Source organism: Planococcus sp. ANT_H30, from assembly GCF_008369335.1.
In the GTDB taxonomy this organism is placed as follows: domain Bacteria; phylum Bacillota; class Bacilli; order Bacillales_A; family Planococcaceae; genus Planococcus; species Planococcus kocurii.
The window spans coordinates 163,076-176,724 of the sequence record NZ_VOBJ01000002.1 but is presented as its reverse complement, the minus strand read 5'-3'; the positions used below and the strand labels follow the sequence as shown (position 1 = coordinate 176,724).

Annotated in this window: 13 protein-coding genes; 10 read left to right on the top strand and 3 right to left on the bottom strand. The window is 40.6% G+C overall.

The genetic code is table 11. From position 1 onward, the window contains the following. Positions 1 to 96 precede the first annotated feature (96 nt). From FQ085_RS06785 to FQ085_RS06765, 5 genes are all read left to right on the top strand, one after another. Positions 97 to 1,392 carry a DEAD/DEAH box helicase gene (locus FQ085_RS06785; protein ID WP_058385543.1) on the top strand — a complete coding sequence of 432 codons (1,296 nt, stop codon included), beginning with the start codon at positions 97 to 99 and terminating at the stop codon, positions 1,390 to 1,392. Positions 1,393 to 1,404: 12 nt separating this feature from the next. After that, entirely contained in the window at positions 1,405 to 2,298 is an 894-nt protein-coding gene (locus FQ085_RS06780; protein ID WP_071154378.1) for a deoxyribonuclease IV, read from the top strand. A gap of 283 nt (positions 2,299 to 2,581) precedes the next feature. After that, positions 2,582 to 3,349 carry a metal ABC transporter ATP-binding protein gene (locus FQ085_RS06775; protein ID WP_058385541.1) on the top strand — a complete coding sequence of 256 codons (768 nt, stop codon included), beginning with the start codon at positions 2,582 to 2,584 and terminating at the stop codon, positions 3,347 to 3,349. Beyond that, the gene (locus tag FQ085_RS06770) at positions 3,346 to 4,200 is read left to right on the top strand and encodes a metal ABC transporter permease (RefSeq protein WP_058385540.1); all 855 of its coding nucleotides are present in this window, start codon (positions 3,346 to 3,348) and stop codon (positions 4,198 to 4,200) included. Before FQ085_RS06775 ends, FQ085_RS06770 begins: the two co-directional genes overlap by 4 nt. After that, positions 4,197 to 4,607 carry a Fur family transcriptional regulator gene (locus FQ085_RS06765; RefSeq protein WP_071154379.1) on the top strand — a complete coding sequence of 137 codons (411 nt, stop codon included), beginning with the start codon at positions 4,197 to 4,199 and terminating at the stop codon, positions 4,605 to 4,607. Before FQ085_RS06770 ends, FQ085_RS06765 begins: the two co-directional genes overlap by 4 nt. A gap of 46 nt (positions 4,608 to 4,653) precedes the next feature. Here the strand turns inward: FQ085_RS06765 and FQ085_RS06760 are convergent, their stop codons facing one another. The 3 genes from FQ085_RS06760 to FQ085_RS06750 form a co-directional block, all read right to left on the bottom strand. Next, positions 4,654 to 5,244: a hypothetical protein gene (locus FQ085_RS06760; protein WP_058385538.1), complete on the bottom strand. Its 591-nt coding sequence runs from the start codon at positions 5,242 to 5,244 to the stop codon at positions 4,654 to 4,656. 12 nt (positions 5,245 to 5,256) lie between these two features. Continuing rightward, the gene (gene ispG, locus FQ085_RS06755; RefSeq protein ID WP_058385537.1) at positions 5,257 to 6,384 is read right to left on the bottom strand and encodes a flavodoxin-dependent (E)-4-hydroxy-3-methylbut-2-enyl-diphosphate synthase; all 1,128 of its coding nucleotides are present in this window, start codon (positions 6,382 to 6,384) and stop codon (positions 5,257 to 5,259) included. 175 nt (positions 6,385 to 6,559) lie between these two features. Beyond that, complete coding sequence (locus tag FQ085_RS06750; protein ID WP_149456254.1) at positions 6,560 to 7,084, bottom strand: DUF1189 family protein; 525 nt, start codon at positions 7,082 to 7,084, stop codon at positions 6,560 to 6,562. 167 nt (positions 7,085 to 7,251) lie between these two features. On the opposite strand from FQ085_RS06750, the gene FQ085_RS06745 reads away from it, so the two are divergent. From FQ085_RS06745 to FQ085_RS06725, 5 genes are all read left to right on the top strand, one after another. Beyond that, positions 7,252 to 8,883 carry a Na/Pi cotransporter family protein gene (locus FQ085_RS06745; RefSeq protein ID WP_058385535.1) on the top strand — a complete coding sequence of 544 codons (1,632 nt, stop codon included), beginning with the start codon at positions 7,252 to 7,254 and terminating at the stop codon, positions 8,881 to 8,883. A 120-nt stretch (positions 8,884 to 9,003) separates the two neighbouring features. Then, a complete protein-coding gene (locus FQ085_RS06740; protein ID WP_058385534.1) occupies positions 9,004 to 9,483 on the top strand; it encodes a DUF456 domain-containing protein in 480 nt (159 codons plus the stop codon). Between the two features lie 128 nt (positions 9,484 to 9,611). Then, positions 9,612 to 10,220, top strand: a complete 609-nt coding sequence (locus FQ085_RS06735) for a superoxide dismutase (RefSeq protein WP_058385533.1) — start codon at positions 9,612 to 9,614, stop codon at positions 10,218 to 10,220. A gap of 110 nt (positions 10,221 to 10,330) precedes the next feature. Continuing rightward, positions 10,331 to 12,508, top strand: coding sequence for a peptidoglycan D,D-transpeptidase FtsI family protein (locus tag FQ085_RS06730; RefSeq protein WP_058385532.1), 2,178 nt, complete (start codon positions 10,331 to 10,333; stop codon positions 12,506 to 12,508). 170 nt (positions 12,509 to 12,678) lie between these two features. After that, the gene (locus FQ085_RS06725) at positions 12,679 to 13,638 is read left to right on the top strand and encodes a PstS family phosphate ABC transporter substrate-binding protein (RefSeq protein WP_149456253.1); all 960 of its coding nucleotides are present in this window, start codon (positions 12,679 to 12,681) and stop codon (positions 13,636 to 13,638) included. Positions 13,639 to 13,649: the final 11 nt, after the last annotated feature.

The window sequence follows — 13,649 nt, the reverse complement described above, 5'->3', positions numbered from 1 at the left end:
TTATAACGGAGACGGCACAGCTTTACAAAAGTTGCATCGCGTAAACAGACGGTTTTATGCTATAATGTCTAGAGCGTAAGGAGGGAATTTAATCCCATGACAAAATTCAACGAATATCCATTCAAACCGTTCCTATTAGAAGCGGTAGAAAAACTCGGGTTTACAGAACCGACTAAGATTCAACAGGAAATGATGCCCCATATATTGAAAGGCACAAGTGCAATTGGCCAATCCCATACAGGAACTGGAAAAACGCATAGTTTTATTATCCCAATTGTAGAACGTATCGACGTCAGCAAACAGGAAGTGCAGGCGGTAATCTCAGCACCGACGCGTGAACTTGCAATGCAGATCTTTAATGAGTTGCAAAAACTAGTTATTGGATCTGGCATAGAAGTAAAATCGTTTATCGGTGGGACAGACAAGCAGCGTTCAATTAACAAATTAAAAACACAGCCCCATATCGTAGTCGGAACTCCTGGTCGGTTAAGAGACTTGGTGAAAGAAAACGCATTGTTGGTACACACAGGTAAAATCCTTGTAATTGATGAAGCAGACTTAGCTTTTGATCTTGGCTTTATCGAAGAAATTGACCAAGTTGCTGGAAAGATGAAAGAAGACCTGGAAATGTATGTCTTTTCAGCAACAATTCCAGAAAAGTTAAAACCGTTCTTAAAAAAATACATGGAATCACCAGTTCATGTCAAAATTGGCGATAAACGTCCAACTGCAGAAGGGTTAGACTTTTACTTGGTCCCCGTTCGTAGTAAGAAGAAAATGGAGCGCTTGCAAGATGTGATGAAAGTCATCAACCCTTATTTAGCGATCATCTTTGTTAATACTCGTACAAACGCCGATTATGTTGCCGATCAATTAGCAAAAGAAGGCATTCGTGTTGGGCGTGTACACGGCGACTTGGCACCGCGTGAACGCGTCAAAATGATGCGTCAAATTCGCGACTTGGAGTATCAATACATCGTAGCGACAGATCTTGCTGCACGTGGAATTGATATTCAAGGCGTCAGCCACGTAATCAACTACGAATTGCCGGAAGACCTGGAGTTCTTTATTCATCGTGTGGGCCGTACAGCTCGCGCTGGGATGAAGGGGCTAGCAATTACGCTATTCAAGCCAGAGGAAGACGATGCGATTGTTCGTATTGAGAAAATGGGCATTCCGTTCCAACAAAAAGATATTGTGAAAGGCGAATTCGTTGATTTAAAAGAACGTCACAGCCGGACAACGCGCATTAAAAAGACAGACGCAGCCGATGCCAAAGCAAAAACAATGGTTCATAAGCCGAAAAAAGTAAGACCGATGTACAAGAAGAAGATGAAGTGGAAAATGGACGAAATCAAAAAAATGGAACGACGTAAAAATCGCAAAAAGTAAGGAGATAGTTTCATGTTACTAGGATCTCACGTCTCGATGAGCGGTAAGAAAATGCTACTTGGCGCAAGCGAAGAAGCGGCTTCTTACGGAGCTACAACTTTTATGATTTATACCGGTGCACCTCAAAACACACGTCGCAAGCCAATTGAAGAATTGAATATCGACGCAGGTTTTGCGCATATGGCTGCCAATAATTTAACGAATATTGTGGTTCATGCCCCGTATATTATCAATTTAGGCAATACCCAAAAGCCTGAAACCTTCGAACTGGGCGTGGAATTTCTTCAAAAAGAAATTGAACGCACTGCAGCACTGGGTGCAAAACAAATTGTCTTGCACCCAGGTGCTCACGTCGGAGCTGGAGCAGATGCCGGTATTGCTAAAATTATCGAAGGTTTGAATGAGGTATTAACGCAGGATTATCCAGTCAATATCGCACTTGAGACGATGGCTGGAAAAGGCACAGAATGTGGTCGCAGTTTTGAGGAAATTGCTGCAATCATTAATGGTGTGACACATAACGAACGCCTATCTGTATGCTTTGATACGTGTCATACACATGATGCCGGGTATAACATCAAAGAAGATTTTAACGGCGTATTAGAAGAGTTCGACCGTATTGTTGGGATCGACCGCCTTCAAGTACTGCACATCAATGACAGTAAAAATATTCGCGGCGCAAGTAAAGACCGCCACGAAAACATTGGCTTTGGTGAAATCGGATTCGATGCGTTAAATGGCATTGTTCATCATCCTGATTTGATGCACGTTCCTAAAATCCTTGAAACGCCTTACGTCGGATTAGATGCTAAAAATAAAAAAGCGCCATATGCATTTGAAATTGAAATGTTTAGGGCGGGTATCTTTTCACCAGGCGTGATCGAGGAATTGAAATCTCCTTTATAAGGAAATCAGTTATAGTTGAAGGCAGTCCCTGCAATCGGGGACTGTCTTCATTTTTTATGATGAAAGTATGCGAAATGACGGTCAGCTAACTAAACGAGTCATGTGATTTTTGCAAAATCGATGACTCGTAAATTTAAAAATCATATTTACTACATAGGAGAAGCTTTATTTGTACGGTTGCACTCAAGTTATTTAAGTCTAATCCATTTACATTAGTAGTGAACTCTACTATACTTTTCTAATGTAAATCGTAATCATTATTAATTAGAAAAGAGGCGGCACAATGGCTGCGCCATTAATTGACATTAAAAATATCAGTTTTGAATATGAGCAAACAAAAGCACTTCATAATATTTCTATGACAGTAGAAGAAGGCGATTTTTTGGCGATTTTGGGTCCTAACGGCTCAGGTAAGTCGACATTATTGAAAATCATGCTAGGGCTAATCAAGCCGACTGCAGGGAAAATTGAACTTTTCGGTGAAGATGCAAAAAAATTTAAGAAACGTGAATGGATCGGATACGTATCTCAGAAGTCCAATTCGTTTAATTCAGGATTTCCGGCAATTGTAAAAGAAGTTGTGGCAGGTGGACTTGCAAAGAAGACCGGTTTGTTTCACCGGTTACCAAAATCCACTCATGAACAAGTCGCAGAAGCATTAGAGGCGGTTGGTATGGCTGATTTTATTGATAGAAGCATCAGTGAATTATCGGGTGGCCAGCAGCAGCGGATTTTTATCGCACGAGCGCTAGTAGCAAAGCCGAAAATTCTAATCCTCGATGAACCAACTGTTGGTGTAGATCACCAGAATGTCCAATCATTTTATGACATGTTGGCTAAACTCAACCGTGACAAACATATTACAATGGTTTTGGTTACCCATGATGTAGATACGGTAACAGATCGCATTACCCATGTCGCTTGTTTGAATCAAACCATCCATTTCCATGGCTTTAAAGAACAGCTACACACGATGAGTGATGAACAGCGTGAAGCATGGTACGGTCATTCTGTTCGCAAAATTCACCATATCGGAGGAAGTCACGCATGATTGAAGCCATATTGTCCTACGAATTCTTACAAAATGCCTTTGCGGCTGGATTAATTATCGGAGTAATCGCACCTCTTCTTGGTGTCTTTATTGTTGTCCGTAGATTATCGCTCATTGCAGACGCTTTAAGCCATGTAACACTAGCTGGCATCGCAGGAAGCTTATATTTGAGTCAAAGTGTCGCTTCACTCGCCTTGTTAAATCCTTTATTTCTCGGTATTGCAGCTTCAGTCGCCGGTTCGGTACTGATTGAACGCTTGAGAAGTCTCTATAAGCATTATGAAGAATTAGCAATTCCCATTATTTTATCGGCTGGTATTGGCTTTGGTGCCATCTTCATCTCGTTAGCACAAGGTTTCTCAAATGATTTGTTTGGTTATTTATTTGGCTCAGTTTCAGCAGTTAGCAGAGAAGATTTGTTGATTGTAGCAGGAGTTGCACTAGTTGTATTAGCCTTTATTTATCTTTTCTTTAAGGAATTATTTGTTTTGTCTTTCGATGACGAATATGCTAGAGCTTCCGGGTTACCTGCAAAATGGATTCATTTTATGTTTATGATTGTTACGGCATTGGTCATTGCGGGATCTATGCGTATTGTCGGGATTTTACTTGTCTCATCTCTAATGACGATTCCGGTGGCTACGGCAATGCGTGTAACGAAAAGCTTTAAACAGACAATCATTCTATCTATCGTTTTTGGTGAGATTTCAGTCATCACAGGTCTAGTAACAGCCTTTTATTTTGATTTGGCACCAGGCGGCACGATTGTCGTAACTTCTATTTTCCTGTTGCTACTAGTTCTTGCTTATAAAAAAATCATGGTTTTATATAAAAAAGGAGCGATTGCATGAACTTAACGACTGCATGGCAGGTTCTTAAAGAAAAAGGCTTTAAAGAAACTTCTAAGCGTAACCAGATTCTGGAATTGTTTGCTAATGATGAACGTTATTTGACGGCACGAGATTTGCTAGACGTCATGCAAAAAGACTATCCGAGCATGAGCTACGATACGGTATATCGCAATCTAGCGACATTTGTGTCACTTGGCATATTAGAAGAAACAGAACTATCGGGTGAACGCCATTTTCGCATGCAATGTGAAAGCGATCACCACCACCATCATTTTATCTGCATGGATTGCGGAAAAATAAAAGAAATTCCAATCTGCCCAATGGATTTGGTTGGAGCGGCTTTACCGGCATATGAGATTGCCAATCATAAGTTTGAAATATACGGAAAATGTCCGGAATGTAAATAAAAGCGAGAGTGGATTTTCCACTCTCGCTTTTATTCGTATCAACAAATTATTTGCCACTCAAGACTTTTTGAGTGCTGAATTCATTTTTGACCCATTCATTTGCCTCGAGCCAGTTAGTAACCCGTATAACATTGCTCGGAATCGCTTGACGATTATAAGGTGTATCAAACAGCAAAACAGGAATGCTTAGCTCTTCAGCGATTTCGACAGCATTATCGTGTTTGTCTTCGAAGAACAAGTGAACATTATGGCGTCTTGCAGTTTCGATTTTCTTATGTGAACCAATCAATTCAATGTGATCGTAAGCAATCGCGTGCTCTGCAAACCAATCAACAGTAACGTCGCGAACATTATCGCCCCTAGCAGAAATATAATACAGTTCGTATTGGTCTTTCCAGTCATTTAAAATCTGCTTGGCATTTTCAGAAACAGGAGAAGCTGCATAGATTTTTGGCTCAGAACTACGGAACCAGGAATAGAATTCACCCTGTGTCAAATGGGGGAGAGCCGCAGTCAAATCGTACTCTTTAATATCGTCCAACGTCAGCGCACTGTTAAATTGTTCGTTTATATGAGGAAGTAATGACGTTGGAGAAGTCACGGTTCCATCAATATCTATTCCAAAACGGTATCTCATCTATTCACAACCTTATACTTGTTGTTGTTCTAATTCTTTTTGCGCTTTTTCAGCTGCTTGTTTTTCGAAATAAGCTTCCGCTAATTTATCGATTTCGATTTTCAGTTCTTCAACCATCGTGGCTTCAGGAACTTTACGGACAGTTTTACCATGCATAAATAGTAAGCCTTCTCCGCGAGCGCCAGCAATCCCAATGTCGGCTTCACGAGCTTCACCAGGACCGTTAACTGCACAGCCCAACACAGCTACTTTTAAGGGTGCTTTAATATGAGAGATGTATTCTTCCACTTCGTTTGCAATGGAGATCAAGTCAATTTCAATGCGTCCGCATGTCGGACAAGAAATAAGTGTCGCAGCATTTGAAGAAAGACCGAAGATTTTCAGCATTTCACGTGCTACTTTAACTTCCTCGACAGGATCGGCACTAAGCGACACGCGAAGGGTGTTACCGATGCCTTTTGCAAATAATGCCCCAAGACCCGCCGCACTTTTCACTGTGCCTGAGAATAATGTGCCTGATTCTGTAATTCCTAAGTGCAATGGATAGTCAAACGCTTTTGAAGCAAGTTCATATGCTTCAACAGCTAAGCTGACATCTGAAGCTTTTAAAGAAACAATAATATCGTGGAAATCCAAGTCTTCTAAAATTTTAATGTGGTGAAGTGCACTTTCGACCATACCTTCAGCCGTTGGGTAGCCATATTTCTCTAGAATTTTACGTTCTAGTGATCCTGCGTTAACACCGATCCGAATTGGAATGCCTTTTGCTTTTGCGGCATTCACAACAGCTTCTACTTTTTCGCGACGTCCGATGTTCCCTGGGTTGATGCGGATTTTGTCTGCACCTTGTTCAATGGCAATCAAAGCCAATTTATAATCAAAATGAATGTCTACTACTAAAGGAATGTTAATGCGCTCTTTAATGGCACCGATTGCGTAAGCCGCACGTTCGTCAGGACATGCCACGCGGACGATTTGGCATCCTGCTTCTTCAAGTCGCAGAATTTCTGCAACTGTTGCTTCCACATCATGCGTTTTAGTCGTTGCCATACTTTGTATGAATAATTCATTACTACCGCCGATCGTTAAATCTCCGACTTTTACGGGGCGTGTTTTTGAACGGTGTGTCATTTCGCTCATGAAAAAATCTCTCCTTTTTAATGGTGGCCTATTCTTGCGGCTCACATGTCTTTGTCCTATAAATGATGGATTAACCGAAATTTGCAGGCTCTCTTCTATTACCTATAGCCATTTTAGCAGTGTAGCGCTCTAAAAGACAAGAAAGACGGTTAGTTATTAAGGTCTTTACAAAAACTCAAGCCTTAGATTGCGCTTTTTGGATAGGTGGTTTTTTGGGGTAGTAACCGATAGCCAAATACAAATAGAGGACGGTTAATAAGCTGGTCAACAGGGAAACGCTATATCCTAAGTCTAAAAGACTTAAGGCAAATGCTAGTAATGTCGGAACTGTGACACTAAGAGCTGTAGTGCGCCATAAATGGCGATATTCACCGCGCCGTTTTCTAGCATTTAAAATTACTAAAGCAATCAATGCGAACAAACTAATTTTAACGAAATGATAAATGGTCGTAGAGACAAACAAAGAGATGACAGCAAATGGATAAAGCAGCCATTCAATTTCCTCAACAAACTCTACAAGTCCGTCTAAGTTACTAGTAGCAACGTCTAAACTGGAAATCAATTCGATAAAAGCAATGACTGTTAAAAAAGCAATAAAGATGAAAATAAACTGCATAATTTTCCCGATAGTCATAATACGGACGGCAGCTTGCCTTTTTGGTTCCATTAAGCTCGCTTTGAATAATTGGTATAGGTTCAAAATCATCTTCCTTTCATTTATATAATAATCGTACCATGTAGAAAGGAAGAAAAAAGGTCGCTTTGTTACGGGAATGTAAATTTTACATAAAGGTGTTTACAAATTATTAGTAAACTACGCATAATAGGTTAGGTGTGAATATGAAATTTAGGAGTTGAATAAGTATCGTGGAAATGAACTGGCAAGAAATCTTCTTTTCCTTTTTCGGTGGACTAGGAATTTTCTTATTTTCAATTAAGTTTATGGGGGATGCTTTGCAAAAAGCAGCTGGCGATAAACTTCGTGACATTTTGGATCGTTTTACAACCAATCCATTCATGGGTGTTCTAGTCGGAATTATCGTTACGATCCTGATTCAATCGAGTTCTGGTACAACTGTAATTGTAGTTGGATTAGTAAGTGCTGGATTTATGACGTTGAGACAGGCGATTGGTGTCATTATGGGAGCAAATATTGGTACCACTGTCACAGCCTTCATTATTGGCCTAGATGTTGGAGAGTACGCTTTACCGATTATGGCAATCGGAGCGGCGATGATTTTCTTCATCAAGAAAAATAAAATTCAGAACATTGGACAGGTCATTTTCGGTTTTGGTGGTCTTTTCTACGGTATGGAATTAATGAGTGGCGGCATGAAGCCACTACGAGAATTACCAGCTTTTATCGATTTAACAGTCAGTTTGAGCGAATTCCCGATTCTTGGAGTTGTGGTTGGAACAGTCTTCACGTTGATTGTTCAGAGTTCAAGTGGGACAGTAGCGATTCTTCAAGGACTTTATGATGAGAACATTTTATCGTTAGCTGCATCACTACCAGTTCTATTCGGTGATAACATTGGAACGACGATTACGGCTGTTCTTGCAGCACTGGGTACGTCAATAGCAGCTCGTCGTGCAGCAGCAGTCCATGTTTTGTTCAATATTGTTGGATCGGTCATTTTCTTGATTTTGTTAATACCGTTTACTGCTTATGTAGAATGGATCTCTGGCATCCTAGCATTAGAGCCGAAGATGCAGATTGCTTTTGCACACGGTTCATTTAACGTAGCAAACACGATTATTCAATTTCCATTAATAGGTGCCTGGGCTTATCTCGTTACAAAAGCGATTCCAGGAGAAGAAGTATTGATTGAATTTAAACCAAAACACTTGGATATCCATTTTATCGAGCAATCTCCTTCTATTGCATTAGGACAAGCAAAAGAAGAAATTTTACGTATGGGTGAATATTCGGTTCAAGGTTTACAGGAGACATATAAATACTTAATGACGAAAAGTAAGAAAAACGCAGAAATGGGTTATCAGTTGGAAGACGCCATTAATAATCTGGATGCTAAAATCACAGATTACTTAGTGTTGATTTCAGCAGAATCTATTTCAGCTGCTGATTCTACACGGCACACGATGCTGATGGAAACGGTTCGAGATATTGAACGAATCGGGGATCATTTCGAAAACATCATCGAATTGGTTGACTATCAGGAAAACAACAAAGTAAAAATCACAGAAAGCGCGATGGAAGATTTAACCGAAATGTTTACGTTAACCATTGCCACTGTTCAAAAAGCGCTTGAGGCGTTAAATACAACAAGCCATGAATTAGCTCGCGAAGTAGCTGAACAAGAAGACTTGATCGATAAAATGGAACGCAAATTCCGGAAGAAGCATATCTTGCGTTTGAATGCAGGAACATGTACAGCACAAGCCGGAATTGTCTTTGTCGATATTGTCAGCAACCTTGAACGAATCGGAGACCATGCAGTTAATATTGCAGAAGCCATTTTAGGCAACCGCGCTTAACGAAGAAAAGCGGAAGTGCCCACATAGTGCTGACTAATAGAAGCTCTTTTCCTCTTGCTTTACATTTTAAAAAATGTAGGGCACGATGGAAGAGAGCTTTTATTATAGGGAGGAATACGGATGGAAATCATCGGCTGGATTGTGATCCTATTAAGTTTTGTAATTGGTTTTATTGGGTTAGTTTATCCAATTATTCCCGCAGTCCTGTTTATCTTTGGGGGCTTTGTTATGTACGGCTTGTTTTTTAGTTTCAGCGATTTACCTTGGTGGTTTTGGGCGATTCAGAGTTTGTTTGTGATTTTATTATTTGGGGCGGACGCCATTGCCAATGCCTTTGGTGTGAAAAAATTCGGTGGCTCAAGAGCGGGACTTTGGGGCAGTACGATTGGTTTAATTGTTGGTCCGTTCATTATTCCGATTGTGGGTATTTTAATTGGGCCTTTTCTTGGAGCAATTATTGCGGAAATCTTATTCAATAAATCAACTTTGAAAAAGTCGTTCATGTCTGGAGTTGGCTCAGTAGTCGGATTTATTACGTCGGTCTTTACTAAAGGCATTATCCAAATTGTCATGATTGTCATCTTCTTTTTTACAATTTAACTGAGCAAATCAATATGATTCAGTCAAAGGTCTGAATAAATGGATTAAACATGCATTATGTTTGTAACGCTCTAGAAATTTTGATACGCTAAGAAGGTAGACCAATAGACTCAAGGAGGAATTTAATCATGGCATATGAATTACCAGAATTACCTTACGCGTATGACGCACTTGAACCACACATCGACAAAGAAACGATGAATATTCACCATACGAAACACCACAATACTTATATCACAAACGTAAATGCGGCTCTTGAAGGCCACGAAGATCTTGCTTCAAAAACGGTGGAAGAACTAATCGCTGATTTAGATGCAGTTCCTGAATCCATCCGTACAGCTGTCCGCAACAACGGCGGTGGACACGCGAACCACTCATTATTTTGGAAGTTGTTATCTCCAAACGGTGGTGGCAACCCTACAGGTTCGCTAGGCGAAGCGATCAATAGCAAATTTGGTAGCTTTGACGAATTTAAAGAAAAATTCGCAGCAGCTGGTAAAACTCGTTTTGGTTCTGGCTGGGCTTGGCTTGTTCTTTCAAACGGAGAACTAGAAGTGGTTTCTACACCAAACCAAGACTCTCCAATAATGGACGGTCAAACGCCATTGCTTGGACTTGATGTTTGGGAGCATGCTTATTACTTGAAATACCAGAACAAACGCCCAGATTATATCAACGCATTCTGGAATGTAGTAAACTGGGAAGAAGTTTCAACTCGTTACGAAACAGCAAAATAAAAATTATAATTGAAACCTTACACACACTTTTTCGTCTGAAAAAGTGTGTGTTTTTTTGATGTAATGATATACTGGTAAATGGATATTTTTGCGAAAGGAGCATATAGCTCATGAAACCGCCTCAAAAAAGACGGATTTCACTTGCAAGAGTGAAATTGCAGTCCAATACAGCCTTTCGAATGAATGTCCTGTTCTTCACCATCTTCTTATTGTTTTCCATATTGATTCTGCGTTTAGGATTTCTTCAAATTGTCAAAGGAGAAGACTATGCGCGTGCAATCGCAAGAACTGAAGAAGTTCCTGTCAATACAAGTGTTCCAAGAGGACGTATTTTTGATAGCGAAGGACGGATTCAAGTCGGAAATACACCGGTTAATGCGATTACCTATACGGCAATGCAGACGACCAAGAGAGAAGAAATGATGATTGTGGCAAGGGAATTAGCTAGGTTGATCGAAAAAGATGATAACAAAGTGACGCTACGGGACAAGCAGGATTTCTATATACAGTTAAATACCGAAAGTGCGACAAAAAAAGTAACGGATAAAGAAAAAGAGGCAATTGCAGCACAAGACATTCCAGAAAAAGAAAAGCAGCAGGCGCTTGACGCATTGATTAGAGAGAAGATCACTGATAAAGAGTTAGCCAGTTTAAGTGCAGAAGACTTAGAAGTATTGGCTATCTACCGTGAAATGACTTCGGGGTACGCACTGACGCCTCAGATGATCAAAAATGAAGGTGTGACAGATGAAGAATTTGCACGTGTTTCAGAGCGTTTAACTGACCCTAAGTTAAAAGGAGTCAATACCGTAACAGACTGGAAACGAGTGAAATCAAGTGATTTGACGATTTTGGGAAGTACGACAACTCCGGAAACGGGAATACCTGCCACTAAACTAGATTATTATTTGGCACGCGACTACTCTCGCAATGATCGCGTGGGCACTAGCTTTTTAGAGCAGCAGTATGAAGCGGTACTGCAAGGTCAGAAATCAGTCGTCAAAAATGTGACAGATGGTCAAGGCAGTGTTATCGAAACCTTACCTGTGGATGAAGGGAAAGCTGGAAAAGACCTGGTTTTATCGATTGACAGCGAGCTGCAAAGTGAACTTGAAAAAATAGTTGAAAATAAATTGTTGCAATTAAAAGCTGGGCCGAGCTCGAAATTGGTCAAAGATGCGTATTTAGTTATGATGGATCCACAGACCGGAGAAGTATTATCAATGGTCGGGAAACGTTTAGGTGAAGATGAAAATGGCAACCAAGCTGTTTATGACTATGCTTTCGGCACATTTACAGCCTCTCATGAAATGGGTTCTACGGTAAAAGGGGCAACACTGCTGACGGGTTATTCTGAGGGAGCAGTCGAATTAAATGAAGTTCAAATAGATGAGCCTTTAAAGTTTGCCAGCACGCCTCAAAAAAATTCTATTTTCAACACACGATTATTTAATCGTATCCCAATTAGTGATTTAATGGCCATCGAGCGTTCTTCTAACGTATACATGTTTAAGATTGCCTTGAAAATTGCAGGAGCAGAGTATCAATACAACCGCGGTTTGTATATAGCTCCGGAAAGTTTCGCCACAATGCGTAATTCGTTTGCGCAATTCGGACTGGGTGTTAAAACAGGTATCGATCTGCCAAATGAAGCAACGGGCTATATGGGTGGGACTTCTCCTGGTCCCAAACTGCTCGATTTAGCAATTGGTCAGTTTGATACGTACACACCGCTACAGCTAGCGCAGTACATTTCAACAATTGCGAATGATGGTTACCGGATGGAACCTCACGTTGTTAAGGAAATACGCGAAGCTTCTAGAGATGGTGAACAGCTGGGGCCGATTGAAACGATTATCGAACCCAAAACCTTGAACCGCATTAATAACACACAAGAAGAAATAGAACAGGTTCAAACCGGTATGCGTAATGTGTATATTGGAAGTTCAGGATCGGCACGTGCTCAATTTAGTGATGCACCGTATAGCGCTGCCGGAAAAACCGGAACAGCCGAAGTTTATTTCCATGAAAAAGATCATGAAATGAATGGCGAATACGCAATTAATATTGCACATGTTGGCTATGCACCTTATGAAAATCCGGAAATTGCTTACGCTGTAGTGATTCCGTACGTTACAACAGACCCAAACAATGTACCAAAAGCAAACAACGAAATTGCCCGTGCGGCAGCAGATAAGTATTTTGAGTTAAAAAACAAAGAAGCGCAAGCAGCATCTAATGTAATAAAAGAGCCTTATAGCGATTCAGTTGTTGTAGAAGGCGAATAAAGTAAAGCCCTGAAGAAATTTCTCTAAAAGAGAATGCTCTTTAGGGCTTTTTCTGTAATGCGCTCAATTTACAATTTCTTAACATAGCCTTTATATGTTCTCAACAATCCTTCTCTATAGTAGAGAATGTAAACAAATACAAACACAAACACATAGGGGGACATAACGTAATGAGAAACTGGAAATTCGCAATGGCTTCAACAATTCTTGGATCAGCTTTAATTCTTGGTGCTTGTGGCAGCACAGATGCCGGTACAGAAACAGGAGAAACCAGTTCAGAAACAGCTGGAGATGAGGCAGTTGCTGAAGGAACCGTAGCAGGTGACGGATCCTCTACAGTCGCACCCATTATGGAAGGCATTGTGGAAGAATATGCTGGAGCTCAGCCAGACGTCAAAGTAACAGTTGGTACATCGGGTACTGGTGGCGGATTTGAAAAATTCATTCAAGGCGAAACAGATTTCTCTAACGCCTCTCGACCTATAAAAGAAGAAGAAATAGCAAGTCTTCAAGAAGCAGGCATTGACTATACAGAATTTCAATTGGCTTTTGATGGGCTATCAGTTGTTGTCAGTCAAGAAAATGACTGGGTAGAAGATTTGACAGTAGAAGATTTGAAAAAACTTTGGGTAGAAGATGGCACAACGAAAAAATGGTCTGACATCAACCCAGAATGGCCAGAGGAAGAAGTCGTCTTCTATGCGCCAGGCACAGATTCAGGAACTTACGATTATTTCAATGAAGTCATTCTTGAAGACGAAGACTTGGTCAGCTCAGCAACTCTTTCGGAAGATGACAACACATTGGTACAAGGGATTCAAGCGGATCCAAATGCCATCGGATTTTTTGGCTATGCCTATTACGTAGCTAACCAAGATACATTGAAAGTCGTTTCAATTGATGGTGTTGAACCAACTAACGAAACAATCGAATCAGGAGACTATGCGCCGCTATCGCGTCCACTATTCACCTATGCGAACAATGCAGCACTTGCAGATAACGATGCGGCGTATGATTTCATGAAGTATACGTTAGAAAACGCTGGAGCTATGGCAGAAGCAGTCGGTTATGTTGCGTTGCCACAAGAAGCGTACGATAAAGGATTAGCTGATTTAGAAGCTTTAAAATAAGTAATAACTGT